The organism is Roseateles sp., from assembly GCF_965262435.1.
In the GTDB taxonomy this organism is placed as follows: Bacteria; Pseudomonadota; Gammaproteobacteria; order Burkholderiales; family Burkholderiaceae_C; genus Paucibacter_A.
Map to the genome: position 1 here is coordinate 2231458 of NZ_OZ253537.1, position 25862 is coordinate 2257319.

The window sequence follows — 25862 nt, forward strand, 5'->3', positions numbered from 1 at the left end:
ACTGTATACACTTTGCCCACTCGTCGCAGCGGAGCGCTGCCGTCCCAGCGTGCAGCCTCGGCGGCACGAGGCGCCGGCAGAGGAGTCGGGCCAGGCATTGCGCTGGCCCCACGCGACAGGGATTGCAGCTCACAGCGCCCGCCTGTGGTGAGCCGCCTTGTGGACTCGGAATCGCTCGCATGGACTTTCTTTCGCCCGCCTATCTGCTGGATTGGGCCGCTTTGCTGCTGCGCTGGTTGCATGTCATCGTCGGCATCGCCTGGATCGGCGCCTCCTTCTACTTCGTCTGGCTGGACAACCATTTGCGCAAGCCCAGCTCGCCCGAGCTGCTGGCGCGCGGTGTGGACGGCGAACTCTGGGCCGTCCACGGCGGCGGCTTCTACAACCCGCAGAAGTACATGGTGGCGCCGCCCAATCTGCCGCAGCAGCTGCACTGGTTCTACTGGGAAAGCTACTGGACCTGGATCAGTGGCTTTGCGCTTTTTGTGCTGCTCTATCTGTTCAATGCCAACACCTATCTGATCGATGCCCGCGTGCATGACTGGACCGCGCCGGCCGCTGTGGCCGCGGCCCTGGGTTTTCTGGTCTCGGGCTGGCTGGTCTATGACCAGATCTGCCGCCGTTTCGGCCACAAGGCCGACGGCAGCATCGGCAATGACGCGCGGGTGCTGGGTTTGATCGCCATCTTCATTGCTGCGGCGACCTGGGCGGCCTGCCAGCTCTTTGCCGGCCGGGCGGCTTTTCTGATCATCGGCGCCATGATGGCCACCATGATGAGTGCCAATGTGCTGGTCTGGATCATCCCGGGGCAGAAGCGGGTGATCGCCGAGATGCGCGCCGGCCAGGCGGTGAACCCGGTGTTCGGCCAGCGCGGCAAGCAGCGCAGCGTGCACAACACCTACTTCACGCTGCCGGTGCTGATTGCCATGCTCTCCAACCACTACGGCATGCTCTACAGCCACGCGCACAACTGGCTGGTGCTGATCGCGCTGATGGTGGTCGGTGTGTTGGTGCGGGTGTTCTTTGTCAAGCGCCACAAGGGCGAGCAGGCTTGGGGCCTGGTGGCCGGTGCCCTGGCGGTGCTGGCGGCGCTGATCGTCTGGATGGCGCCGGCCAAGCCAGCCGCTTCACCGCTTGCCGCAGCCGCGCCCAGCATGGCTGAGGTGCAGGCCGTCATCACGCAGCGCTGTGTGATGTGCCATAACGCCGACCTCGCACAGAAAGGCATTCAGCTGCACAGCCCCGAGCTGATTCGGCAGAACGCCCAGGCCATTTACCAGCAGGCCGTGGTGCAACAGCTCATGCCCATGAACAACGCGACCCAGATCAGCGCCGACGAACGCGCTTTGCTGGGCCGTTGGTTCGAGGCGGGCGCTCAGCCCTGAGGCTGCCGCTCTGATGTTTGCCGACCCCAAGGCCTTGCTGCGCCAGCTCTACGACGCTGCCGTGGCGCGTGCCTTGCCGGCGCAGCATCTGGCGGCGTTTTTGCCGACCGCGCCGCCGCGCGGCCGTACTTTGGTGCTGGGCGCCGGCAAGGCCGCCGCTGCCATGGCGCAGGCGCTCGAGGCGGCCATTCAGGCGCAGTGGCCGGCCGAGGCTCCGGTCTCGGGTCTGGTGATCACGGCCTATGGCCACCGCCCGCCCGGCTACCGGCCGCGCCGGCTGGAGCTGGTGGAGGCGGCGCATCCGGTGCCCGATACCGCTGGCGAGGCCGCTGCCGGGCGCGTGCTGGCACTGGCCCGGGGCTTGAGCGCCGACGATCTGGTGATCAGCCTGATCTCGGGCGGCGGCTCCTCCTTGCTCAGCCTGCCGGCGCCCGGCCTGAGCCTGGCCGACAAGCAGGCGCTGAACCGGGCCCTGCTGCAGAGCGGCGCCTCCATCAGCGAGATGAATTGCGTGCGCAAGCACCTGTCGGCCATCAAGGGCGGGCGGCTGGCCGCGGCTTGTGCGCCGGCGCAAGTCCTGACCCTCTTGATCAGCGATGTGCCCGGCGACGACCCGGCCGTGATCGCCTCGGGCCCGACCGTGGCCGACGCCAGCCGCTGCCAGGACGCGCTGGCCATCTGCGCACGCTACGGCCTGCCCCTGCCGGCCGCCGCGCGCGCTGGCCTGGAGTCGGGGGCCTTCGAAACGGTCAAGGCCTCGGAGCCCTTCTGGGCGCAGCATTCCTTGCACATGCTGGCCACGCCGCAGCACAGCCTGGAAGCGGCAGCCGAGGCCGCGGCCGCCCTGGGTCTGCGCGCCCACATCCTCAGCGATGCCATGGAGGGCGAGGCGCGCGAGGTGGGCCGGGTTCATGCGGCGCTGGCGCGCGCCGTGGCCCGGCGCGGCCAGCCCTTTGCCAAGCCCTGTGTGTTGTTGTCAGGCGGCGAAACCACGGTCAGCCTGGCCGCGCCGCCGCCCGGGGCGGCCGTTAGCACGGGCCGACAGCACGGGCAGGGCGGTCGCGCCACCGAGTTCTTGCTCGGCTGTGCCATCGCCCTGGATGGCGAGCCCGGCGTGTTCGCGCTCTCGGCCGACACCGATGGTATCGACGGTGTCGGCGACAACGCCGGCGCTTTCCTGACGCCCAGCAGCCTGGCGCGGGCCCGCGCCCTGGGCTTGAACGCCCAGGTCGAACTCGACGCCCACAACGCGCGCGGCTTCTTCGCGCCGCTGGGTGACCTGCTGGTGACCGGGCCCAGCCACACCAATGTCAATGATTTCCGCGCTTTTTTGATTTTCTGAGGCAGCGGGCGGCGAGGGCGGCATCTGTTGACCTTGCTCAAAGACAAGAACGAGCATCTGGCCGACATTGGCAGCCAACCCCTGCTGCTCATGACAACGCTCATCTTGGACAAGGTCCTCACCTCCGCTGCCCATCCGCCTGCCGCCGCACCCCTGGTGCCGGCTTCGGTCTGGTCCACGCTGTTCGGCCCGCCGCGTCTGGCGGCCGATGAGCTGCGCGGCTTGCAGGAGCTGGCCCAGGTGCGCAGCCTGTGCAGTGGCGCTTGCGTCTTCAAACGCGGCGAATCCGCCGACACCTTGGTGGCCGTGCTGGAGGGCGCGGTGGGCCTGGGTGCTCATGCGTCCGGTGCACCGGGGTCGGCCACGCAATTCCATCTGGAGCGTGCGGTCCATGGCCCACAGTGGCTGGACAACAGCAGTGCCTGGCTTGAAAAAGGCCGCAGCCAGGATGCCCAGGCCTTGATGTCGGCGTGTCTGTTGGAACTGCCCGTCAGCGGCGTGCGGGTGCTGCTGACACGGCACCCGGTGATGAGCGAGCGCCTCTTGCAGTGTCTGGCTCAGTCGGTGCAGAACCTGACCGGCGCTGCCCATGATCTGATGGCCAAGGACGCACAGAAGCGCCTGGCCACCTGGCTGCTGCAACGCAGCCCGGCCAGCGGCGAAGAAGTGGCCTTGCGCGAACGCAAGCGCGAGCTGGCTGCCCAACTGGCCATCACGCCCGAGACCTTGTCGCGGCTCTTGCGCCAGCTGATGAGCGCGGGCCTGATCGAGGTGCGCGGCTACACCATCAAGCTGCTCAATCTGGCCGCTTTGCAGACCCTGGCCCAGGGCTGACGGGCGCCGCCCCGCTGCGCTCGCAGCGAGTGTTGGCTGCAAGTTGAAAGCACCGGCTTCGCGGTGCATTTGCTGGCTTTGATCCCTGCTGTGGCTCCCTTAGACTGCAAGCGTGCCCAGGCCCCAGAACACGCTAGGAGACCAATGTGACCGCAGCAGCCATGGCAGCCGCCGAAAAGTTTTTCGAGAAGAACAACGCCCTGCCCACCATGCCCGAGGTGGCCAGCCGATTGATACGCAGCTTTGACGACGAGAACATCAGCCTGGCAGCCATCGCCGACCTGATCGGCAAGGATGCCGCGCTCGCCGCCAAGGTGCTGCGCCTGGCCAACTCGGCCCGCTACAGCCCTTCACACCAGATCTCCAACCTCAGCGACGCCGCCGCGGCCTTGGGCATGGAAACGCTGCGCAATTTGTCGCTGGCGGCCTGCTTGTCCAATGCCTTCCCGGTGGTCAAGGGCCTGGACCGCACCGCGTTTTGGCGCCACAGCATCGCCACGGCCGCCTATTCCCGCATCCTCAGCCGCATGTTGCAGCTGGACGCCGACACCGCCTACCTGGCCGGCCTGATGCTGCGCACCGGCCAGATGCTGATGGCGCTGCGCGACCCGGAACTGGTCGCCGATGTCGAGGCCCATGCGGCCGAGCCGGGCAGCCGTTTTTCGCTGGAGATGCATCGCTTCGGTTGCACCCATGCCGACGTGACCGCCTGCCTGGCCCTGCATTGGCATTTCCCTGCGCCCATGATCGAGGCCTTCAAGGACGCCGACACGCCGATGGAGATCCGGCCCTTCTCGCTGATGGCTGCAGTGCTGCATCTGGCCGAAGTGCTGGCCGACGCGGCCGAGCACCATGACAACCCCAGCCAGGCGCTGCTGGTGGCGGTGCCGGAACTGGTCGAGCACCTGCATCTGGACCTGGCCTTTTTGGAAGCCAAGATCACGGCCGCCGGCGATGTGACCAGCGATGTGGAGCAATTGCTCAACTAGCAAGACCTGACCCGCCCCGCTGCAAAACAGGCCGCGATCGCCACGATCGCGGCCTGTTTTTCTTGACCCGGCCGATCCTCGTGGGGCCGCTTGCGGTACAGAGCAGCCTTCATGTTCTCCCTCGTGAGGCCCTGCAGTTCGGGCCGCCGCCGGGCTCATGGTTCCGGGGTCGGCCCTCACGGGCCGACTGCCTTGCGCTGCTCGCACCTCGGGGCTGGCGCATAACTCACTTCACTCACTGCGCTCGTTCCGTTCAGACAGACGCGCCAAGTCAGTTCTTGAAGCGTGCGAGTACGCACGCGCCCCGAGCCGCTGCGCTGCTCAGCCCTTCACAAATCGCCCAGCGGCGACCCGAACTGCAGGGCGCTTGCATCGCGGACACACTGCCCCTCGACGGTGGAACACGCCACATTCGGAGGTGGCTCGGCCCGACGGCGGGCGATTTGTGCGCGGCCGAGCGCGCAGCGGAGCGGGTCAGGCGCGCGCCGAAGCTTGCTTCAAGCGCGCTTCAAGCACTGACTCGGCGCCACTGTTTGACCACAGTGAGCGCAGCGAACGGAGGGAGTTTGGCGCCGCTGAGCCGCGCAGTGAGCATCGAGGGGAGTCGGCTCGCAGAGCCGACCCGGGCACCATGAGCACGGCGGCGGGCCGAGCCACCGCAGCGCGGAAACCAGAACATCGAACTTCCGCTATGTGCCGATTCCGGACGAACCGACCGCAGCGCTGATGAGAAAATCTGTGGTTTGCCGTCATCAAATTGTCATAAATCAGCACAAGTCCTTGTTGACACGGGCAAAATCCCGCCCCACCGCAGGTCCCCATTTCCAGTTCCCAGGAGTCATCGATGTTCAGTAGCCTGATGCCACAACGCAGGGAGTTCTATGAGCTTCTTGCCGCGCACTCAGACCGTGTGGTCGCCGGAGCCAATGCCATGTTGCGCCTGGTCAACTGCCTCGGCGAGCGCAACCAGGATGTGGCGGCGCTGGCCCAAGAGGTTGATCAGAACGAAAAGAGCGCCGACAAGATCAAGGCCGCCTTGATCCAGCTTTTGCACAAGTCATTCACGACGCCGATCAACCGCGACCAGATCCACACCCTGACCATCGAGATCGATCAGGTCATCAACGCCCTGCGTCGCGTGGCGCAAGCCGTCGAGATGTACAACATCAAGGACTCCACGGTCGAAGGCCGTGAAATGGCCTCCCTTGGTGCCGATGCCTGCCTGCGCCTCAATCAGGCCGTCACCCTGCTCGGCGACAAGAAGCGCACCGCTGACATCATTGAGCTGTGCAAGCAGATCGAGGTCATCGAATCCAAGGGTGACCGCATCGAACGCAGCGCCGTGACGCGCTTGTTCGAGGCCGGCGGCAGCCCCTGGATCGCCATGAAGATGCGCGAGTTCTACGGTCTGCAGGAAGACGTGCTGGACCGCTGCGAAGACGCCGCCAAGACGATTGAAGAAATCCTGATCGAGAACTCCTGAGGACATGTCATGGAAGGATTAACGATCAGCATTTGGGTGCTGGGCCTGCTTATTTTTGTGGCCCTGGCATTCGACTTCATGAATGGCTTCCACGACGGCGCGAATTCCATTTCGACCATCGTTGCCACCGGCGCTCTGACCCCCAAGCAAGCCGTGGCCTTTGCGGCCTTCTTCAATTTCGCGGCCATTTGGGTGTTTCAGCTCAAGGTGGCCGCCACCATCGGCAAGGGCACGGTAGACCCGAGCTTTGTCGACCATTACGTGATCTTCGGTGCCCTGATGGGCGCGCTGATCTGGAACATCATCACCTGGTATTACGGCATCCCGTCATCTTCGTCCCACGCTCTGGTCGGCGGCCTGATCGGCGCCACCATGATCAAGGCCGGGTCGGGCGCGCCCATCGTCTGGAGCGGCTTCGGCAAGATCCTGGCCTTCATCATCATCTCGCCCTTTGTCGGCTTCATGCTGGGCGGGCTGTTGATGGTGGCGGTGGCCTGGGCGTTTCGAAACCGATCCCCGCACCAAGCCTCTAAGTGGTTCAAGAACGCCCAGTTGGTCGCCGCGGCTGCCTACAGCCTGGGCCATGGTGGTAATGACGCGCAGAAGACCATCGGCATCATCTGGCTGCTCTTGATCTCGGCCGGTGCGGCCACCACCGATGTGCACACCTTGCCCAACTGGGTCATCTATTCCTGCTACATCGCCATCGCCTGGGGTACCTATCTGGGCGGCTGGCGCATCGTCAAGACCATGGGCACCAAGATCACCAAGCTGAACTCGGTCAGCGGCTCTTGCGCATCCATGGGCGGCGCCATCAGCCTGGGCCTGGCGACGCTGGGCGGCATTCCGGTGTCCACCACCCACACCATCACCGGCGCCATCGTCGGCGTCGGTGCGGCGCAGGACGTCAAGGCGGTGCGCTGGGGTGTGACCTTCAATCTGGTCGTGGCCTGGGTGTTGACGATTCCGGCCTCGGGTCTGATTGCAGCGCTGTTCTGGTACATCGGCCGCGGCTTGCTCTGAGCCCGCAGCCCGCCGACATCGCTTGAAAGTCCTGACATGAGCCGCCCGATATGAGCAGTCAATTGACCCCCAAACGCAACGCCTTCTTTGAACTGCTGGCTTCGCACACCACCCGAATGGTGGCCGGTGGCAATGCCACCCTGCGCTTGATCACCGGCCTGGGCCAGCCCGGGGCGCAGACCCTGGAGCTGATCGAGGAGGTGCACGAGTACGAGACCAGCGCCGACAAGATCCTCCAGGATCTGATCCGCCTGCTCTACGAGAGCTTCACCACCCCGATCAACCGCGACCAGTTGCACACCCTGGCACTTGATCTGGACCGTGTGCTCGACGAGCTGCAGCATGTCTGCAATGCCGTGGGCGCCTACCGGATCAACGAGACCACCCAGGAGGCTCGCACCATGGCCGCCTTGGTGGCTGATGCCTGTTTGCGCCTGGATCGCGCCGTGCTGGCGCTGCCGGACAAGACCCGCGGCCAGGAAACCCTGGACCTGTGCAAGGAGATCGACCGCATTGAGCATGAGGTGGACACCTTGCGCAAGCGTGCCATCCAGGCCATGTTCGAGCAAGAAGGTGATGACGCCGCCGCCTGGCGCGCCATCAAGCTGCGCGAGCTCTACTCTTTGCTGGAAACCGTCATGGAAGCCTGCAAGCGGGCCGCCGGCACGATCGAGGAAATCCTGATCGAGAACGCCTGATCGTCTGCGAGGGAAGGGTGGTGCGCAGGCCTGTCGCAGCGCCATCCCCCTAAGCTGAATGTGCGACTGGGTGCGGTGCGCCTGTCGCGCTGTCTGCCAATTCCGTCACAATTCCGTCGCCCCCGAACAGGGGCGATTTTTATTTGTGGAGGGAGAAGGGCGTGAATTCGGCCGACCATGTGCACCTGCTGCGCCTGAACGAGCAGGCCAGCCGCGATGAACCTGAGCGTTATCGCCGCCGCGTGCTGCGCTTTGCCCTGCTGGGCTATGGCGCGGTGCTGCTGTGCGCGCTGCTGGGCCTGGCCGGCTTGTTGACGCTGGCCTGGCATCTGCAGCAGGGCGGGCGGCCGGGCGCCTGGATGGTCTGGTTGGGCCTGGGTTGCCTGGGCCTGCTGTTCGCGGCCTTGCAAGGTTTGCGTGTGCCCTTCGAGGCGCCTCAGGGCGAGGTGCTGACTGCACAAGACGCCCCCGAGTTGTTTGCCGCCCTGGAGAAAATCCGCGCCAAGGTCGGCGGCCCGCTCTTGCACAAGGTCTGGATCACGCCCGACTTCAACGCCGCCATCGTCCAGCAGCCGCAGTGGCTGGGCCTGCGCCATCGCAACCATCTGATGCTGGGCTGGCCCATGTTGGCCGCCCTGGAGCCGCGCCGCCTGTTCGCCGTGGTCGCCCATGAATACGGCCATCTGCGCGGCGAGCACGGCAAGCTCTCGGCCTGGATCTACCGTACCCGCTTGGCCTGGGCCCGGCTGAGCCGGCGTTACCGCGAAAGCAGCTCGCCGGTCAGCTGGATTCTGGGTGGCTTCGCCGGCTGGTACTTCCCGCGTTTCGATGCGCTCAGCTTCGCCCTGGCGCGCGAGGACGAGTACGAGGCGGACCGCGTCTCCGCCCGCCTGTTCGGCCCGGAGGTGGCCAGCCAGGCCTTGCTGGAGATCGCTATCAAGGCGCAATGGTTCGAGCAGGAGTTCTGGCGCCGCCATTGGCGTCTGTCGCGCCTGCAGGAACAGCCGGCCTTTCATGCCGAGTTGCCGGTCAGCCTGCTGCGCAGCAATGAGCCCGCCTGGCAGCAAGAAGCCTTGGGCCGCGAGTACCGCCGCCTGGCCAACTTTGACGACACCCATCCGGTGCTCAAGGACCGCCTGGCTGGCCTGGCACCCGATGGCTTGCGCCCCAGCCGGCCGCGGCCACCCGAGCCCTCGGCCGGCCACACCCTGGGCTTGCTGGGCAGCGCCCGAGAACGCATCGCTGCCGCCCTGGACGCTGCCTGGTGGCAGCTCCATGCCGCCGACTGGCGCACCCATGGCGAGCGCCTGCGCCGCCTGCATGAACAGGCCCTGGAACTGCAGCAGCGCGCGCGCGCCGGCACGCAGCCCTTGGTGGCGGATGAATGGCTGCTTTGGGCCGAGGCGGTGGAAGCGCTCAGCGAGCAAGACCCGACCCCCTTGCTCGAACGCGCCCTGAGCCTCGCGCCGCGCCACCCCCTGGTCCTGCGCCGCCTGGCCGCGCGTCACGCGCCCAAGGCCGATTTGCGCGTCGGCGACTGGCTGGAACAGCTCTATCAGAACCATGAAGACCAGGCCTGGCTGGCCGCCCGCTTGGCGCAAGACTGGATGGATGCCGCCCAGGCGCAGGATCAAGTCCTGCCGCCTGAGCAGCGCCGCCTCTGGCGCCAGCGCCTCAGCGACAGTGAGGCCATGGAGCAGAGCGCCTGGGAGCGCTTCGTCGAGCTGCAACCCTGGGAGCGTACCCTGACGCCGGATCTCAGCGGCGACCAGCTGCGCGAGCTGCGCGGCGTGCTGCTGCGTGAGGGTGAGGTGCAGGCCGCCTGGGTGGGTGAACAGCAACTTGACGTCAAGCCCGCTCGCCGCCACTTCACCTTCTGGGTGCAGGCCAAGCCGGGCTGGAGCGATGAATCGGCCGATGCCCTGGCCGAACGGCTCTTCCAGGCCTTGCGCGCGAGCGAGCTGCCGGGGCGCCTGCGCGTGATGGTGCTGGGCCGCCATGTCGAGCCGGCGCGGCGCAAGGTGCAGGGCGATCTGCTGAGCCTGGTGCAAAGAGCCTGACGCGTAGCGGCGAGTCAGGCTGCTCATCCTCTGCTGCGCGGCGGAGTCGACGCAGGTCGTGGCGCGCGCCAGCGCGCCCATCAACATCCGGATCGGCGGCGCCGAGCCCGATATGAAGAAGTACGGCTTTCGACGTGTGGAGCCGCTGCGTGTGGTGCTGAAACGCCATGCCGATGAAGCAGCCCGCAAGTCAGAGAGGCCTTGAGATCGAGGGCTACAGCGGTGGCTGTAGCAGTCTCGTTAGCACAGTCCCTGCGCAGCGACAAGCTGCCAGCCCGGACAGAAGACGCTGAGCAGCGGCCTGCCTAGACTGGAATTGCCAGCTGAGCCCGAGCGCGGATTCATTCCTGAATCCTTGAATTCAAGGTTAGGCAGGAGCGTGGTTTTCGGTGATCGGCGGCTCGTCTTCCCACCCTCATCAGTGAAAGCTAAATCGCCATGAAGCTCTCCAAACAGTACCTGCTGATCGCCTTGGCCTCTGCAGCCGCCTTTGCCGCGATGCCTACTCAAGCGGCAAGCGCCGCGCCGGCCAGCAACTCCTTGCTCTACAGCCATGCGGAGATGTTCAGCTTCGACACCGAAAGCTACCTCCTGGCCCAGGCGCCGGAGCTGGCCCAGTACGCGGAAATCATCTCCCACTGGGCCGGCTACAGCAGCGTCAGCCCGCGCGTGCTGCTGGCCTTGATCGAGCAACACAGCGGCTTGATCAGCCGCTCGGGCCAGCGCGGCGCGATCAACCGCCCCATGGGCAGCTTGTCCAAGCTGAGCGGCTTCAACGCCCAGGTGCGTGATGTGGCCGATCAACTCGCGCGCCGCCTGTACGAGCCTGCCCCGCACGCCGCCGCCGGCGAGTTCGGCAGTGAGGCCGCCGCACCCACACCGCTGCGCGCGCTGTTGTCCAGCTCCAATGGCAGCGAGCAGGAGTTCGCCGCCACCTACCAGCGTCTGTTCGGCCTCAGCTTCGACACCGAGGCCGCCCGCGCTCTGCATGAATCACCCGCCGCCAAGGATGCATCCGCCGCCGCGCCAGACACCAGCCTGGCCGGGCCGCCGGCCGGCTTTCTGCAGTTCCCGTTTCCAATTGGCGACTCTTGGCATGTGGGCGGCGCCCACACCAACACCGGCAGCGGCAACTACCCTATGTCCTCGCTGGACATGAGCAAGGGCGGCGGCTGGGGCAGCAACCAGACGGCGGTGCGGGTGTCGGCCTCGGCGGCCGGCAGCTTCAAGCGCCACTCCAGCTGCTTTGCCGAGATCGTGCACAGCGGCGGCTGGTCCACGACCTACTATCACATGGACAAGCTGCAGTACAACACCGGCGCCGCCGTGGCCAAGAACGCCTTCATCGGCAACCCGGCCAACAACAAGGCGCAGGCGCTGTGCAATGGCGGCGCCTCGACCGGCCCGCACCAGCACTGGAGTCTCAAGTCCAATGGCGCCTGGCAACACCTGAACACCGTCAGCCTGGCCGGCTGGACCATCACCGCCACGGGAAGCAGTTATGACACCAATTGCAACCGCTTCTACCTGACCAAGAACGGGGTCAAGAAGTGCTCGGGCTATTTCAGCCAGTGAGCCTGGAAAGCCTGGCGTTCGGGCCCGCCTGAGGGCCCGAGCCGTGGCCGGCAGGCAGGTCGGCCTTTCTGTGCGCTTTTCAGGGCGAGGCCGCCCATTCGGCTGGGCTCAGGACCTGACGCTGATAGCGCCAGGAGGAGGCGATGCCGATGTCGTAGCCGTGGGCCAAGGTGATCTGGATCTGGTCCAGCGCGGCCGCTTCCGGGTGGGCGGCCAGCGCCAGGCGGGCCAATGCTTGCAGGCGCTGGGCCTGGTCAATGTCGGCGTCGCGCGAGATGGCGTGGATGCTCAGATGCCGGATGGTCCTGCTGCTGCCGTCCTTGCTGGACTGGGTGTAGGTCACGCCTTGATTCACGGCCGAGGACTGCACCCAGGGCTCGGCGTTGACGGCGCGCAGGATCTGCGCAAGGGGCGCGAAGGGCGTCTGGCTGTCCTTCTGCAGCCAATGCTGCGAGATCAGCGGCCCGAGCGCACCCAGCAGCAGAAGCAGGGCGCAGACTGCGCGGTGCAGCGTGGGCAGCGGCGCCGCCAGGGCGGTGGGCAGGGGGCCTTGCCAGGCCGCGTTCACCACGAAGGACCCGCTCAGCACATCGTGCAGGGCTTGCCGGGAGCCGCGATTGAACAGAAAGAGGTAGAGCAGGCAGGCGCCCAGGCCAAAGATGGCCAGGCCCAGCACGGCCGCCCAGGCGCTAAACAGCAGAGCGTCCGGCAGCTGCGCATTGCTCAGGAACCAGACCGTGCCCACGGGCAGGTAGCGCAGCACGGCACGGCCGAATGGCAACTCCGCACCCTGCGCGTCCACCACCTTGATCTGCAGCAGGCGCTTGCCCAAGCTCTGGCCCCAGCCCAGCCGGCTGTTGAAGAAGCCGAAGTAGGCGAGCGCAATTCCGAACCCGAGCAGCCGGCCCCAAGGCCCGAGCCCGACCAGGGCATCGGACGCCAGCGCACCCAGGGCCATGCCGATGAGGCCCAGTGCCAGGCCGTCTAGCATGAAGGCGGCGACGCGGCGCCAGAAACCGGCGATGGGGCTTGGGTTAGCGACGGTAGGTGCAGGGGCTTGCGCTGGGATGGTCGCTTGCTTGGGCGAACTTGGGTCTGCGTCCGTCGCTTTGTTCGAATCCTTGTGCTCAGCAGCGTTCATGGTGTGATGGTTGAAATAGATGGGATGCCACCACTGAAAGCTCAGATGGCAGGCGATCGCAGCGCTGCAGGTGCAACTCGAGCTCATGGGGCCGCAAGCCGCATGCCGCAGCAAGCGGGCAAGCATGCGAAGCGAACGAGTGTTCGGCAGGGCGGTCGCGCAAGGTCGCGAGTGTATGGAGCAATTTGATCGCCCGAATCGGGCCGTTCCCTGGTGCCGGGCAGGGGCCTCATTGCGTCAGGGCGAAGCGGCCAAGACGGTGGAGCTCACCGCGTTTCTTCAGCCTACCTTGATTCGCTCTGTCAGCAACGCAGCTCTCTGAACCTTTTGCGCAACTGCAGCAGCTGTTCTTGAATAGCGGGCAGCTCAGCTTTGCTGGCGCCTGCTTCGACCTCTTCCGCAAGGGGAATCGCTCGGTCCAGCCGCTCGCAGGCTTGGCGCGCCTCGGGTGAGAGCTGAGTCAAGCGCCGCCCGGTGGTGTCGAATTGCTTGGCATTCATGCCGGTGACGGGCCTGAGCACTTCGGCCATGGCCTCGCGTCGGCGCTCGCGCTGGACATCAGCGCCGAGCGGCGGCGCTCCGGAGATGGGAGACACGCCCGCGGTGCTGCTGTTCAGGCCCCGCGTGGGCTCCAGCTCCACCTTCTTGGCCCCCAGGCAGGGGCTGTCGGAATAGCTCACCCGCCCGTCAACCTCGCACTTGAAGGCGGTGCGGGAGGGCGCGGGAAAGTTGGTTTGGGCTTGAGCCGCATTGCCGCTGCTGCTGAGGATCATGGCCAAGAGGCTGGTCAGCGCTGCAAGCGGGATCCTCTGGAACGCGGAGCTGAAGGGCAGTCGTGTGAAGGTGGCTGCAGGCATGGCTTGAGCTGCGGTTGGCGTGGCGCGCAAGGGCGTTGAGCGGCTGAAGAACGAAACGGTACTGAAAAATCTTGCCGTTAGGGAGCCAACCACTTGGCTGGCGCCCGAGCCGTGCTGTGCGAGCGCCACGCGGAGGCGATGCCGATGTCGTAGCCATGAACGATGGTGATCTGGATCAGATCCAGCTGGCCGGCCGCGGGATGAGCCGCCAGCGCCAGGGTGGCCAGCTTCTGTGCTCGTTCGGCGTTGTCGATGTCTGCGTCGCGCGAGACGGCGTTGATGCTCAAATGCCGGGTGGTCTTGCTTCCCGCCGAGCTGGAGCTGGTGTAGGTGGCCCCTTGATTGACCCCCGATGAAACGACCCAGGTCTCAGCGTTGACGGCGTGCAAAATATGCCCCAGCTGCGCGAAGGGCTCCTGCTGCTGGAATTGCTGAGAAATCAGCGGAGCCAGGCCACCGAGCGCAAGCAGCAGCGCGCACACGACACGGTGTAGCTTGGGCGGCGGGCCCGCAATCTCAGCAGCCAGTGCGCCTTGCGAGGCCGCGTTCACCACAAATGAGCCGACCAGCCAGTCGTGCAGGGACTGGCGCGAGCGCCGGTTGAAGACATAGAGGTAGAGCGTGCTCGCGCCCAGCCCAAGGATGGCAAGGCCGAACACCGCGGCCCAGGCAGAGAACAAAACCCCGTCCGGCAGCTGTGCATTGTTCAGGAACCAGACCGAGCCCAGCGGCAAAAAACGCAGCAGCGAGCGGCCCAGAGCCAAGGGCGCACCCTGTGCATCCACCACCTTGATCTGCAACAGCCGCTTGCCCAGAGTCTGGCCGCCGGCCAGGCGGCTGTTGAGCGGGCCGAAGTAGGCCAGCGCGATCAGGAAGCCGAGCAGTCGGCCCCAAGGGCCCAAACTGACCAATTGCTCTTCAAATATGGCGCCCAAGGTGATGCCGATCAGCCCCAGGGCCAGGGCATCCATGGCAAAGGCAGCGATGCGGCGCCAGAAGCCGGCGATGCTATGCGTGTCGAAAGGCTGGATTGCTGACATAAAAGAAAGTGGGTTTGGGGGCTGGTGACATGAAGCGGCTACGTTCCTAATGGGAGAGCGAGATCAATCGCGCCCATCGTCGTTCTTGAGCACCAGATCCGACTGGACCTCTTGGTCGGACAACTCGCGCCCAATCCAGAGCACGACCTCTGACGCGCCTGCCCCTAAAGCCATTTCACGGAGGGCGCGGCGTTCAATCTGCGTGAAGCCGCCAGGGGGTGAGCCCAGGGGGTGCATGACGATTCGCGGCGAAGGGGCGAACAGGGTGGCCCTGTGGGCGTGCTTGACGAAGGTCTTGAGCAAGACTTGGCCGACCGTGAAGTCGCTCACCAGGCTGCGCGGGTGAGAGAAGGGGTTGATGATTTCGGATGATTGTTCCCCTTCCGCCGCCGCCGCTGCGCGCGCGTTGGCTCCAAAGCCGAGCACCATTCGCTTCGCGCTGCCTGTGTTGATCGCCAGCTCGGGGACTTCGCTCATCTGCGCCCCTGTCTTCACATTTCGAATCGTGAGGAGTTCCGGAGAAATCTTGATGTAGAGCAGGGGCTGGAGATTTGAGAGCAGCATGGAAGCTTGGTACTTTGTGGTTCAGCAAGGCAGCGGCAGAACTCGCAATCTGAGCGCATGGCCGGATGTGCGAACTTGATGCTCCTGCGGGTCGATGCGGAGTCTACCGAGTCGATACTGAATTCAACGCATGCCTTGCAGGTATTTCAGGCGATTCCGCCCGTGCTCGATCTGGCACCACATTCCCTCGGCAGGCGCCCCGGTTCCATCGCCATAGGTCTGGCTTCGAAATGTGCAGTCCGCATCACGGAAGGACTGCCATTTGCTCTGGGATGTTCTGAATGCCCGGGAAAGCTGCAACATCGGAGCTTGCGCATCTCGCTCCTGCAGTACCCGCTCGACACGCTGGACCTCTGCACGAAGCAGCTTGTCAATCGACTCAACTTCCGCCGCGAAGCAATGGTTGCGCTCCACGGTGTTTGCGGAGTTCACGCATGGCATGGGCAAAGATTCCTGCGCCCATGCTGGAGTGATGTAGCCCAGCGAGGCGACGAGCAAGAGGGCGAACTTCATGATGGCGGCTTGGTTGTCCCAAAAAGTGAGTCTTGTAGATGACGCCACCGCTGCTCGCGCGTGATTGCCAATCTACTTGCCTGCGAACTCGGACTCCTTGTTCCTTCATCGTCGACGTGAACTCAAGGAACGCAAAGTCCGCATCCGCATCCGCATCCCCATCCGCATGCGATTGTGCCGCTGATTGGGTTCGTTACTGATCCATCGCTGTCCAGAGGCCTCTCCCGAGGGCTCTTCCAGGTTGTGCACCATGCATACAGGCTCCTTCACGGGTTCAGGGCGTGGGCTGCGCGGTCCACAGCTTCAGGCCGAAACCACCACCGGGAAAACCCCGGCACAAAGGCGAACGCCAGGCCTCGATCAGCTCAAAGGCGTGCCCGCTCCAGACCCAATCGAAGCTGCTGCCGCAATCGCTGATGCCGCGCCCTTTGGCGAAGGAATTCAAGCGCCCTTCAGCAGTCAGGTTCGCGTTCATCACGTAGTCGGTCGATTCCCCATCCGTGAGAGGCATGACCAAGCGCTTGGGTGCATACGGCGGCTTGCTCTTGGCCAGCCAGATGCCGGAGCCGCCTTGGTAGGCGCCGCGCCCGCATTCCCGCATCACCAAAACCTCGGTGGCCGATACGCGGGTGATGGACTGCTCGGGGTTGCTGTCGTCCGGGAGGTCGTCCCAGCATTCGCGCGGCGTGACGGCATCCAGGATGGGCTGCAGCAGCGCCTGGTCGGCCGCCGTGGTCTTGGGCAGGGCTGCGGCTTTGACCCGGGGTGCGGCAAGCGCTGGCAGCACCGAGCTCTCCGCCTTTGTGGGTGGTTGTGCGCCGTGGCGCACCAAGGCGCCGGGTGTGCCCACACGCCCTTGCAGATCGTCCATCTTCAGCAGCGCAGCTTTGCTGCCCGCCAAGGACAGCTGCCAACGCCTTTTACTGCTGTTGTTGTTCCCGCTACCGCCTTCGGTCAGCACGATCTCTTCGCCCTCCAGCACATAAGCCAGCAGCTTGGCGGTGTCCGCCGGGCTCAGGTCCTTGCGCGGGCTGATGCCCTTCAGTTGCTGGCGCGGGCCGAGATGCAGCGTCAGCGACTTGGTGTCTTCGCTTTCGTCGGTGTCGAACTGAATGTGCACCCGCGCATGGGGGCCCGCATCACGCGACAACCACATCGTCACCGGCGCCGAGCCGGACTCCTCACTCTGGTACGCGATGGCCTCGCAATGCCGCCGGTTGTCGCAGGCCATGGCCCAGTCTTTGAATTCATGGACCTGGATCAGGGATTGAGCCTGGGCTGCGCTCAGGGCGCTGAGGGCGAGCAGAGCGCCGGCCCATATCGTTGTCCGCATGCGTTGAGTCCGATCGTTTTGATGTTTCTTAACCGCCAGCCTCAAGGGACCCTGGTGATTCGAATTCAGGGGCTGACCCTCGCTTTCCGGGCTACTGCGTGGAGGCAAGAAACACCCTTGGCTACGTTCGAGGTTTGGCGCGGACATGGTGCACTAGCCGAGCAGTTGATGAAGGCCTGCGGCCAAGAAGCCGATGCAAAGGACTGCAAAGACGAGGAACATGGCATTCGTATTGCCAGTTAGTTTTCTCTCGTCGTAGTCCTGCCGCTTGCGTTGCTCTTCGAGCGACAGATGATCTGTAGTTTGCCCGCGTAGCTTCAGCAGCTGAGCAGGGGGGAGTCTTGAGCCGCCCCGGAGGCGCCAGGCGTCAGCGGCGAGCCATGCGAAGACAGCGGACAGGGCCAGCAAGAAGATTGTGAACATCCTGCGCTGCCGACTAAAGCGTCAACAGCTGATCGAGCGCGTCGTTCAGCACCAAACTACGAGGAGAGGCAGGCGTTCCGGCCGTGTTTACAAACGCATGCCGCCATCGCATGGCCAGTGAGTCTTCGTACATGTCACTCCAACTGAAGAATTCTGCTCACCTGAACTTCGCTGGGTACAAGCAAACACCACCCTGTCGAATGGTCGAACCCGGCGTTGCCGAAAGCAGGCGTTATGTTGCCACCACTTCAAGGCCTTAGGCCCGTGCGTCCGGGGGTGATGGCTTCTTGCCGTGCACGCTGGATGTCGCCGAACCGGGTGCCGCAGGCTGCCAGGGGAATCGCTGGCAGCATGCGTTGAGTCTGGTCGCTATCAAGTTGGCATGTTCGCACGCATCAGCAGGCCCTGACCCTTCAAATTCAAGGGCTGACCCTCGCGGCTCTCCTCGCGGCGCTCGCGGCCGCGGCTTCTCGTGGCCTCGCGGCTGTGTGCCCACCGCAGTGGTGCTCTTTGCGCCGCATCGCAAGCTTCGAAGCTCAGAGGTCTACCACCCTGAGTCCGCCGCTATTGTTTGGGCTAGACAGAAGTCTCTCCAGCTTCTTGACCTGGGTATGGGGCGTGGCAATTGCAAGCAAGCGCTGGGCTCGGGACGCGCCCACATAGAGCTTGCGAAGCTCTTCCGCCATCCTGTCGTTTGCGCCGGTCTCCAGGTGCTCGATCGTGCTCTTCGCCCTTTGCGGTGAGAGCACCACACAAACCGCTGGGAACTCAGCGCCTTTGACGCTGTGTATGGTTCGAGCTGAATGACCGTGGAGTGGAGGCGGCACCAAGGCCTCCGCAAGCTTCTCGTGGCGCCTAAGGACTTGATTTATTGACCTGTCCCCGCCTGAAGGCAGTCGTTCCTTCAAGATCTCACGGGCCGCATACAGCCAGCCATCCGAGTCCTTGTGCGTCTCTTGGTCGTATCGCAGCTGCTTGCAAAGCCGCAGCATCTCCGGACGCCACGCTTGATGCTTGTCCCCAAGGGCGTCCATGTGCTGACGATACGTTTTCAGCGTCAGGTGGCCCTCAAGGGTCAGGACTACGCGGTGCATTTGTTCGAGTGCTTCTTGCCGCCCGCCAAGTTCGAACGAAGAGAACAGGTCGCCGACGGCAGCAGCCAGGCGGCAAGCTAGGTGTCCAGACCCACTGTCGACAGGCAGCCCCAGCGCTCGTGACGCGCTGAGACGAGTCGCCGCGACCACGGGGCATTCCTTCGCTGCGATCTTCAAGTTGGTTACGAGCGACCCGAAATGCGTACCGACGGACGCCGGGACGCTCTGCCCCTTGTAGGCCAGCAAGTACACCGGACTAGGCTCCCCTTGATGCTCGCCCAGCGCTTCGTCGCGGGATCGCCCGGTTTCTGGCCGCTTTAGGCGCGAAACCGCAGCGACGATGTGCTTGCTGGAGCGGAAGTTTCCAGTCAGGGACAGACGTCGGTCATCACCAAACTTCGTCGCAAAGGCATCCAATTCCGTCGAGACCCCGCCTCGAAATCCATAGATCGACTGATTGGGATCGCAGATGACCTTCACGGGGATGCCCGCGCCGAGGAACCACTCAATGATGCCGAGGTCGTCAGGATTACAGTCTTGCGCCTCGTCGACGATGATCTCCCCGAACCGTGCGACCAACGACTTCGTCAACGGCGACTCATTGTTCAGTGCTTTGAGCCGCCCAAGCGCCACTAGGCGAGCATCTTGATAGTCGAGCTCACCACGCTCCTTGAAGCGGGCACGCATCTTCTTGGCAGTAGTCACGTGCGCCTTCGACACAGACTCGATCTTCAGTTCGCGCAATTTATCGGCGATAGCTTCCCCAGTTACGCGGTTGAAGCAGTTCAGAGGAATTGGCCTAGCTCCCTCATACGGCTGAACCTCCCGGAGCTCCAAATCTGGGATCAGCCTCGGCCGCGCTAGCGAACCTGGGATACCAAATGGCGCCACCAGAACTCGCCACAAGAAGCTGTCAAAGGTGCCGATGAAGTGCGGCATGACCGGGGTTGGCAGGATGCCCTCCCTGCGCAGGCGCGCATCCAGCTCGGACACCGCTACATCGGTGAATGACAGAAACGCGATGCCACGCTTCCAGTCCTTCGTGGCCAGAAGATGACGCGCTCTTTCGATAAGGACCCGAGTCTTTCCCGCACCGGGGCATGCCGTGACGAACGCCGAGCCGTCGAAGGTGATGACCTTCTTTTGCTCGTCGGTCGGTTTGAACGCCTTCGTCATTGGACCAGCGCTTCGATGGCGAACCGCAGGTAGCCCGGCACCTTAAAGTTTTTTGCCTCCCGAAGGCCTTCGGCCAACGTCTGTGCAAAGTCACCCTTCGGCGTGCTGTCGAAGAGTCTCTGGATGGCGCGCGCCTTGGCCTCACGGTCAGCGCTCGCCAAGGCGCTCGTCCAGTTGGACTCGGACCTAGGGTGCGCTTTCAGGTAGGCCGCTTTCAGAAGCTCCTCATTGCCGGCAAGGGCGAGCTCGGACTCCAACGAGAAATCGTTCACCGATACGTCAAGAAGATCGCTGGCACTTTGCTTGGTCGCGAATGCCATGAGGTCCGCCTTTCGGTTTGCTCCAGGACTGGACTGGCCAGCCGTCAAACCCCACCCGTCGCCATCAGTGATCGCGACGACGCGATCGGCAATTCGAGCGCCCTTGTGATGTGTGAGCAGAAGCTCCACGTAAGGCATGAAGTCAACGCCCTCGATGGGGACAAAAACGGCTGAGCGGAAAAGACGCAGCTTCTCGACCTGGTCGTGCAGGACGAACTTCCTAGCGATGACGGGAAGAAGGAGTGCTTCGGCGATGCCCTCGACAAGGATGACCCGTCCCCCGAAAAGCAACGCCGATTTGGTGACATCCAGGTAGCGGTCGACCTTCCTTCGCGAAATGCCGTCGAGTACAAGCTCTCCAAGGGGCACACAGCGGGTTGCGCGACGCCTCACCGCCGGCGCAGAGTGCTGCGCCTCCAACGGAGCCGCCGGCGGAGGTGCCATTGCCTCATGAACGGCCTTCGCTACTACCGTCTCTGGCTGGCTCGGCACCGAGGGAGTGGCGGCAATCGCCTTCGGCAATTCGCCGGCTACGGTCCCGACTGTGCCGGAAGCATCCGCCTGCACCGCAGGCAAGTCCATCGAAGCAGCTGCGAGTACTTCCGCGGCATCCAGCATCTCATTCTCACCAGCGTCGACGACTGCGGACTCATCCTCGGCCGCTGCCTCAAGCACTGGCGCGGTGCGGAATACGACGATCTTCTGGTTCTGCACCCACGCAGAGAGGTTAGGTGAATGTGTGGCGACGACCACCTGTACCCGGCCAGCAGGAGCATCAACCGGAATCTTCCGAGATTTGGACTTCTCGGCCTGGTCCTCAAGGAAACCGAGCACCGCGGCCTGAAGCTGAGGATGGAGATGAGCTTCCGGCTCTTCGACCAGGAACAGTGTCAGGTCAACATCGTGCGAGCGCTCCAGTTCGATGGCGATCGTTGCCATGAAGAGCAGGTTGGCATAGCCGTGACCCGAGTACCGCAGATCCTCAGGCTCCAGCCCATGGTCTGCCAGCTTGAATCGCAAGTCGCGGGCAATGTCGATGAGGTTCTCGTCGTTTGCGAAGCCCAGTGAACTGCCCTGCCTACGCACTCCCCCAGTCAGTGCTTCAAGATTTCCGTCTACCGCACTGCCGACCCGAGTCAGGATGTCCGATGAGGTCGCTCTACGCAGCTGCGCCGCGATGTCCTCGGCTCGTTGGTCGCCCATGAAGTGGTTCAGAAGCGCATGGATTCGAGTCGGGTTGCCCGACGCCAGAGCCCGCTTTGCGTCCCGCAGAGGCGGCAGATAAACATGCCGAATCGTGTCGTGCGCGCCAGGCTCAGGCGTCTCCTTGTGAGGGCCCGCCCAAAGCCGCGGACGAGCCAGCGAGTGCCCAACCGACGCGGCGTACTGCAGGCCGAATTTGCATGCCGACATGGAGTCATCGGTCACGGCGCTGAGAAGACGCCCTCCTTGACCGGGGCTCAGGTCCTGGAAATGCGCTTCGAGCTCGAACTCGCGGCTGATGCTGCCAAATCTGACATCAGTCGACTCGCAGTAAAGCTCGCGACGGCCGCTCAATGGGAGCGTCAGTAGCCGCATCGCGTCAATTGCGTTGCTCTTGCCGCCGTTGTTTTCGCCTACGAAAACAGTTAGGTCCTCGTACAGCGGGATCTCAATCTGGTCGAACGAGCGAAAGTTCTTCGCCGTCAGCTTCTTCAGGTACACCGCTTCTCCCCCTGAGGCTCTAAGGCCCTTTGCCTGCTCGCCGGTATTGACTAGGCAGTTTATCGCCTGCCGTCGCACTCTCGGTTTAGGAAGTAGGTCAGCCGATCACGTATGTGGAGGACTAGGCGCCGCCCTTCAGAGGCTCACATTTTCGGGTCTGATGAGCGAGCCGCGAGAAGGGCCGCGAGGGTCAAAGGGCCGCGAGAGTCCGGCCACAAATTTACAGTCCTATGGCCTCTTGCGGCAGACGATTGAGCAAAACTTATAACGATTGAACTCCACGCACGAGGACAGGGACATGGCTCAGTGCCATGCTCCGTTGAAGTCGCAGCCTTGGTTTGCTGGTGTTCAGCCGCTCCGGCTCATCACCCCACTCACCGCCCTCAACACCGCCTCCGCCGTCGCCGGCGCCCTCAACTCCGGGTCACCCCCCGCCGGCCCCGCCGCAGCGATTGCATCCTTGATCGCCAACAACACCGAGAACGGCAGGAGCAAAGGCGGCTCGCCCACGGCCTTGGAGCGGTGGATGCTGTCGGCCGCGTTGGCTTGGCTGTAGAGCGCCACGCGGAAGTCGGGCGGGCTGTCGTTGGCGGTGGGGATTTTGTAGGTGCTGGGGGCGTGGGTGCTGAGGGCGCCGGTCTTGGGGTGCCAGACCAGCTCTTCCATGGTCAGCCAGCCCAGGCCTTGAACGAAAGCGCCTTCGACCTGGCCGATGTCCAGAGCGGGGTTGAGCGAGCGGCCGGCGTCGTGCAGCACATCGGCGCGGGTGACGCGGCTTTCGCCCGTGAGGGTGTCCACCAGCACCTCGGCCACGGCCGCGCCGTAGGCGAAGTAGTAAAACGGTTTGCCCTGCAGGCGGGCGCGGTCCCAGTGCAGGCCCGGGGTGGCATAGAAACCATCGCTCCAGAGCTGGATGCGCTGCAGGTAGGCCTTGGCCACCAGTTCGGTGAAGGGCAGAGAGCGGCTGTCGCCTGCACCCTGCACATGGTCGCCGGCAAAGCGCAGCTCAGCTTCCGCGCAACCCAGCAGCTGGGCGGCCAGGGGCTGCAGGCGCAGGCGGATCTGGCGGGCGGCGTCTTGCGCGGCCTTGCCGTTGAGGTCGCTGCCGGTGGAGGCGGCGGTGGCCGAGGTGTTGGCCACTTTTTGGGTGTCGGTGGCGCTGCAGCGCACGCGTGCCAGGCTCAGGCCCAGTTCTTCGGCCACCACTTGCGCCACCTTGGTGTTCAGGCCCTGGCCCATCTCGGTGCCACCGTGGTTCACCAGTACCGAGCCGTCGGTGTAGACATGCACCAGGGCCCCCGCCTGGTTCAGGTGCACGACATTGAAGCTGATGCCGAATTTCAGCGGTGTCAGGGCCAGGCCTTTTTTCAGCACCGGGCTGGCGGCGTTGAAGGCTTGGATCTCGGCGCGGCGGGCGTGGTAGCCGCTGCTCTCGACCAGCTGATCGGTCAGGGGCTGCAGCTGGTTGTCTTCCACAGTCTGGCCGTAGGGCGTGATGTTGCGCGCGCCGGCGTCGCGGTAGAAATTGCGCTGCCGCACCAGCAGCGGGTCCAGGCCCAGGCGGCGGGCGATGGAGTCCAGAATCATCTCCACGGCCAGCGCGCCCTGGGGGCCGCCAAAGCCGCGGAAGGCGGTGTTGCTCTGCGTGTTCGTGCGGGCGCAGAAGCCGTGCAGGGCCACATGGGGCAGCCAGTAGGCGTTGTCGAAATGGCAGAGCGCCCGCGTCATCACCGGGGCCGAGAGGTCGGCCGAGTGGCCGCAGTTGGAGATCAGCTCCACCTCGGCGCCGAGGATGTGTCCCTCTTCATCAAAGCCCACGTCCCAGCGGTAGTCGAAACCGTGGCGGCGGCCGGTGATCATGAAATCGTCGTCGCGGTCCAGGCGCAGCTTGACCGGGCGGCGCAGGCGGCTGGCGGCCAGGCCGGCCACGCAGGCGAACAGGGCCGATTGCGACTCCTTGCCACCGAAGCCGCCGCCCATGCGCCGGCATTGCACCTGCACCTGGTGGCTGGCCCAGCCCAGGGCGTGGCTGAGCAGCTGCTGCATCTCGCTGGGGTGCTGGGTCGAGCAGTGGACGAGCAGGCCGCGGTTTTCCTGGGGCAAGGCGTAGCTGATCTGGCCTTCGAGATAGAACTGCTCTTGCCCGCCCACCGACCAGCTGCCTTGCAGGCGCTGCGGCGCTTGCGCGAGGGCGGTGGCCGCGTCGCCGCGGTTCAGGTGCATGGGCGGCACCACATACTGGCCGGCGGCATGGGCCTCCAGGGCGGTCAGCACGGCGGGCAAGGGCTCGATCTTGAGGGCCTGGCCGGCCAGGGCGGCGGCGCGGCGGGCCAGCTCGCGGCTGCTGGCGATGATGGCAAACACGGGCTGGCCGACATAACGCACCTCGCCCGCGGCGAGGATGGGGTCGTCGTGCAGCAGGGGGCCGCAGTTGTTTTCGCTGGGGATGTCTTCGGCCGTCAGTACCAGCTGCACGCCGGGCTGGGCGCGCAGCAGGGCCAGGTCGATGGCGACGATGCGGCCGTGGGCGATGGGCGAGAGGCCCAAGGCGGCGTGCAGGGTGCCCTCGGCCTCGGGGATGTCGTCGGTGTAGACGGCTTCGCCGCTGACATGCAGGGCCGCCGACTCGTGCGCATGGCTGCGGCCCACGGTGTGCGGGTGGAGCGGGGTGGGTGCAGAAGAGGTGTTCATGGCTGTTGTGCTCATCGCGCCTGCTCCGCGTCGCTGAAACGCACGGCCTGCCACACGCTGAGGCTGGCGGCGGGCAGTGGCGCATCGGGCCGGGTCTCCAGCCAGAAGCGGCGTAGGAGGTTTTGCGCCACCTGCAGGCGGTAGTCGGCGTTGGCGCGCATATCGCTCAAGGGCTGGAAGTCCAGCGCCAGGGCGGCTTGGGCCGCTTGCAGGGCGGCTTCGTCGTTCCAGCTCTGGCCCAGCAAGGCCTGCTCGGCCGGGGCGCTGCGCCGCACGATGGCGGCCATGCCGCCGAAGGCCAGGCGCGCCTCTTGCACGCGGCCCGCCTCGTCCAGGCGCAGGCTCAGGGCGGCGCAGACGGCCGAGATGTCGCTGTCGTAGCGCTTGGCGATCTTGTAGGCGCGGATGCGCTGGGTCGGGCCGGGCAGGGGCAGGTGCATGGCCTCGACGAACTCGCCGGGCTGCAGCGCGTTTTGCATATAGCCCAAGTAGAAGTCTTCCAGGGCCAGGCGGCGCTGCTGGCTGCCGCGGCGCAGCACGATCTGCGCGCCCAGGGCGATCAGGGCCGGGGCGCCGTCGCCGATGGGCGAGCCGTTGGCGATATTGCCGCCCAGGGTGCCGGCCTGGCGCACCGGCGGCGAGGCAAAGCGCAGCCAGAGCTCGCGCAGCGGCGGCACGGCGGCGCTCAGGGCGCTCCAGGCGGCCTCGAGGCTGGCGCCGGCGCCGATCCACAGGCCGGGCTGTCCGTTGAAGGGCTCAGGCCGGATGGCCTTGAGCTCGGACACGGCGCCGAGGTAGATCACATCGCCCAGGTCACGGAAGCGTTTGTTGACCCAGAGTCCGATGTCGGTGGAGCCGGCCAGCAGGCGCGCCTGCGGTTTGGCCTCGCGCAGCGCGGCCAGCTCGGCCAGGCTGCGCGGGGCGTGGAACTGGTCAAGGCGGCCCGGGATGGCCGGCTGGGCGGCCGCGTAGTGCAGGGGCGGGTCTTGCTGCAGGCCCAGCAGGGCGGCGCGGGCGGGCGCCAGGTCCAGGGTTTGCTGGGGCAGCTCGAACATGCGCTGGCCGGCGTCCAGCAGGGGGCGGTAGCCGGTGCAGCGGCAGAGGTTGCCGGCCAGGGCGTCGGCCAGCTCCTGGCGGTCGGGCCGGCTGCCGCTCTGGCAGTGGCGCTCGTAGCAGGCCTGCAAGCTCATGGCAAAACCCGGCGTGCAGAAGCCGCACTGCGAGGCATGGCAGTCCACCAGGGCTTGTTGTACCGGGTTCAGTGCCTCGGCGCCGCCCAGGTCTTCCACGGTCCACAAGGCCTGGCCGTCCAGCGTGGGCAGGAACTGGGTGCAGGCGTTGACATTGCGCAACTGCATCTGCCCTGATGCATCGAGCTCACCGAGCAGCACGGTGCAGGCGCCGCAGTCGCCTTCGGCGCAGCCTTCCTTGGTGCCGCTGCAATGGGGCTGGGCATGTTCGCGCAGATAGCCCAGCACGGTGGTGGTCGGCGCCAGGCCGTCCACTGCCTGGATCTGGCCGCGGTGGAAAAAGCGGATGGGGCGGGTGTGGTGGGGCATGGCGGGGGAGGTGGCGTGAATGGTGAATCGTGAATGGTGAATGGACTGTTTACGCGGA

General features: G+C 65.1%; 21 protein-coding genes. 10 read left to right on the top strand and 11 right to left on the bottom strand.

Going from position 1 to position 25862, the window contains the following annotated elements; genetic code table 11:
• Positions 1–179: 179 nt before the first annotated feature.
• From ACQY39_RS09650 to ACQY39_RS09695, 10 genes are all read left to right on the top strand, one after another.
• On the top strand, positions 180–1385 hold the full coding sequence (locus ACQY39_RS09650) for a urate hydroxylase PuuD (RefSeq protein WP_428505644.1): 1206 nt from the start codon (positions 180–182) through the stop codon (positions 1383–1385).
• 13 nt (positions 1386–1398) lie between these two features.
• Complete coding sequence (locus tag ACQY39_RS09655; RefSeq protein ID WP_428505646.1) at positions 1399–2727, top strand: glycerate kinase type-2 family protein; 1329 nt, start codon at positions 1399–1401, stop codon at positions 2725–2727.
• A gap of 90 nt (positions 2728–2817) precedes the next feature.
• A complete protein-coding gene (locus ACQY39_RS09660; protein WP_428505648.1) occupies positions 2818–3561 on the top strand; it encodes a Crp/Fnr family transcriptional regulator in 744 nt (247 codons plus the stop codon).
• Between the two features lie 146 nt (positions 3562–3707).
• Positions 3708–4550, top strand: a complete 843-nt coding sequence (locus ACQY39_RS09665; protein ID WP_263520263.1) for an HDOD domain-containing protein — start codon at positions 3708–3710, stop codon at positions 4548–4550.
• Between the two features lie 844 nt (positions 4551–5394).
• Entirely contained in the window at positions 5395–6033 is a 639-nt protein-coding gene (locus ACQY39_RS09670; protein ID WP_428505650.1) for a DUF47 domain-containing protein, read from the top strand.
• 9 nt (positions 6034–6042) lie between these two features.
• Positions 6043–7056: an anion permease gene (locus tag ACQY39_RS09675; protein ID WP_428505652.1), complete on the top strand. Its 1014-nt coding sequence runs from the start codon at positions 6043–6045 to the stop codon at positions 7054–7056.
• Positions 7057–7106: 50 nt separating this feature from the next.
• The gene (locus tag ACQY39_RS09680) at positions 7107–7754 is read left to right on the top strand and encodes a DUF47 domain-containing protein (RefSeq protein WP_428505654.1); all 648 of its coding nucleotides are present in this window, start codon (positions 7107–7109) and stop codon (positions 7752–7754) included.
• A gap of 161 nt (positions 7755–7915) precedes the next feature.
• A complete protein-coding gene (locus ACQY39_RS09685; RefSeq protein WP_428505656.1) occupies positions 7916–9814 on the top strand; it encodes a M48 family metalloprotease in 1899 nt (632 codons plus the stop codon).
• A 58-nt stretch (positions 9815–9872) separates the two neighbouring features.
• Positions 9873–10019, top strand: a complete 147-nt coding sequence (locus ACQY39_RS09690) for a hypothetical protein (RefSeq protein WP_428505658.1) — start codon at positions 9873–9875, stop codon at positions 10017–10019.
• A gap of 233 nt (positions 10020–10252) precedes the next feature.
• Positions 10253–11389, top strand: coding sequence for a M23 family metallopeptidase (locus ACQY39_RS09695; RefSeq protein ID WP_428505660.1), 1137 nt, complete (start codon positions 10253–10255; stop codon positions 11387–11389).
• Between the two features lie 79 nt (positions 11390–11468).
• On the opposite strand, the gene ACQY39_RS09700 is transcribed toward ACQY39_RS09695, so the two are convergent.
• The 11 genes from ACQY39_RS09700 to xdhA form a co-directional block, all read right to left on the bottom strand.
• Positions 11469–12530: an RDD family protein gene (locus ACQY39_RS09700; RefSeq protein WP_428505662.1), complete on the bottom strand. Its 1062-nt coding sequence runs from the start codon at positions 12528–12530 to the stop codon at positions 11469–11471.
• A gap of 302 nt (positions 12531–12832) precedes the next feature.
• On the bottom strand, positions 12833–13387 hold the full coding sequence (locus ACQY39_RS09705; protein ID WP_428505665.1) for a hypothetical protein: 555 nt from the start codon (positions 13385–13387) through the stop codon (positions 12833–12835).
• A 77-nt stretch (positions 13388–13464) separates the two neighbouring features.
• A complete protein-coding gene (locus ACQY39_RS09710; protein ID WP_428505667.1) occupies positions 13465–14427 on the bottom strand; it encodes an RDD family protein in 963 nt (320 codons plus the stop codon).
• Positions 14428–14490: 63 nt separating this feature from the next.
• The gene (locus ACQY39_RS09715) at positions 14491–14991 is read right to left on the bottom strand and encodes a rod shape-determining protein (RefSeq protein WP_428505669.1); all 501 of its coding nucleotides are present in this window, start codon (positions 14989–14991) and stop codon (positions 14491–14493) included.
• A gap of 123 nt (positions 14992–15114) precedes the next feature.
• Positions 15115–15504 carry a lysozyme inhibitor LprI family protein gene (locus tag ACQY39_RS09720; RefSeq protein WP_428505671.1) on the bottom strand — a complete coding sequence of 130 codons (390 nt, stop codon included), beginning with the start codon at positions 15502–15504 and terminating at the stop codon, positions 15115–15117.
• Between the two features lie 274 nt (positions 15505–15778).
• On the bottom strand, positions 15779–16837 hold the full coding sequence (locus ACQY39_RS09725; protein WP_428505673.1) for a DUF1176 domain-containing protein: 1059 nt from the start codon (positions 16835–16837) through the stop codon (positions 15779–15781).
• Positions 16838–16990: 153 nt separating this feature from the next.
• Positions 16991–17260: a hypothetical protein gene (locus tag ACQY39_RS09730; RefSeq protein ID WP_428505675.1), complete on the bottom strand. Its 270-nt coding sequence runs from the start codon at positions 17258–17260 to the stop codon at positions 16991–16993.
• Between the two features lie 536 nt (positions 17261–17796).
• A complete protein-coding gene (locus tag ACQY39_RS09735; RefSeq protein ID WP_428505677.1) occupies positions 17797–19530 on the bottom strand; it encodes a UvrD-helicase domain-containing protein in 1734 nt (577 codons plus the stop codon).
• Positions 19527–21554, bottom strand: a complete 2028-nt coding sequence (locus ACQY39_RS09740; protein ID WP_428505679.1) for an ATP-dependent nuclease — start codon at positions 21552–21554, stop codon at positions 19527–19529. Before ACQY39_RS09740 ends, ACQY39_RS09735 begins: the two co-directional genes overlap by 4 nt.
• A gap of 348 nt (positions 21555–21902) precedes the next feature.
• Positions 21903–24245, bottom strand: coding sequence for a xanthine dehydrogenase molybdopterin binding subunit (gene xdhB, locus ACQY39_RS09745; RefSeq protein WP_428505681.1), 2343 nt, complete (start codon positions 24243–24245; stop codon positions 21903–21905).
• A gap of 11 nt (positions 24246–24256) precedes the next feature.
• Positions 24257–25804, bottom strand: coding sequence for a xanthine dehydrogenase small subunit (gene xdhA, locus ACQY39_RS09750; protein ID WP_428505683.1), 1548 nt, complete (start codon positions 25802–25804; stop codon positions 24257–24259).
• Between the last annotated feature and the right edge of the window lie 58 nt (positions 25805–25862).

Bases quoted from the DNA above. Each gene is read 5' to 3' on its own strand.
- ACQY39_RS09650 (WP_428505644.1), top strand. From the start codon at position 180: ATGGACTTTCTTTCGCCCGCCTATCTGCTGGATTGGGCCGCTTTGCTG.
- ACQY39_RS09655 (WP_428505646.1), top strand. From the start codon at position 1,399: ATGTTTGCCGACCCCAAGGCCTTGCTGCGCCAGCTCTACGACGCTGCC.
- ACQY39_RS09660 (WP_428505648.1), top strand. From the start codon at position 2,818: ATGACAACGCTCATCTTGGACAAGGTCCTCACCTCCGCTGCCCATCCG.
- ACQY39_RS09670 (WP_428505650.1), top strand. From the start codon at position 5,395: ATGTTCAGTAGCCTGATGCCACAACGCAGGGAGTTCTATGAGCTTCTT.
- ACQY39_RS09675 (WP_428505652.1), top strand. From the start codon at position 6,043: ATGGAAGGATTAACGATCAGCATTTGGGTGCTGGGCCTGCTTATTTTT.
- ACQY39_RS09680 (WP_428505654.1), top strand. From the start codon at position 7,107: ATGAGCAGTCAATTGACCCCCAAACGCAACGCCTTCTTTGAACTGCTG.
- ACQY39_RS09695 (WP_428505660.1), top strand. From the start codon at position 10,253: ATGAAGCTCTCCAAACAGTACCTGCTGATCGCCTTGGCCTCTGCAGCC.
- ACQY39_RS09700 (WP_428505662.1), bottom strand. From the start codon at position 12,530: ATGAACGCTGCTGAGCACAAGGATTCGAACAAAGCGACGGACGCAGAC.
- ACQY39_RS09705 (WP_428505665.1), bottom strand. From the start codon at position 13,387: ATGCCTGCAGCCACCTTCACACGACTGCCCTTCAGCTCCGCGTTCCAG.
- ACQY39_RS09710 (WP_428505667.1), bottom strand. From the start codon at position 14,427: ATGTCAGCAATCCAGCCTTTCGACACGCATAGCATCGCCGGCTTCTGG.
- ACQY39_RS09715 (WP_428505669.1), bottom strand. From the start codon at position 14,991: ATGCTGCTCTCAAATCTCCAGCCCCTGCTCTACATCAAGATTTCTCCG.
- ACQY39_RS09720 (WP_428505671.1), bottom strand. From the start codon at position 15,504: ATGAAGTTCGCCCTCTTGCTCGTCGCCTCGCTGGGCTACATCACTCCA.
- ACQY39_RS09725 (WP_428505673.1), bottom strand. From the start codon at position 16,837: ATGCGGACAACGATATGGGCCGGCGCTCTGCTCGCCCTCAGCGCCCTG.
- ACQY39_RS09730 (WP_428505675.1), bottom strand. From the start codon at position 17,260: ATGTTCACAATCTTCTTGCTGGCCCTGTCCGCTGTCTTCGCATGGCTC.
- ACQY39_RS09735 (WP_428505677.1), bottom strand. From the start codon at position 19,530: ATGACGAAGGCGTTCAAACCGACCGACGAGCAAAAGAAGGTCATCACC.
- xdhB (WP_428505681.1), bottom strand. From the start codon at position 24,245: ATGAACACCTCTTCTGCACCCACCCCGCTCCACCCGCACACCGTGGGC.
- xdhA (WP_428505683.1), bottom strand. From the start codon at position 25,804: ATGCCCCACCACACCCGCCCCATCCGCTTTTTCCACCGCGGCCAGATC.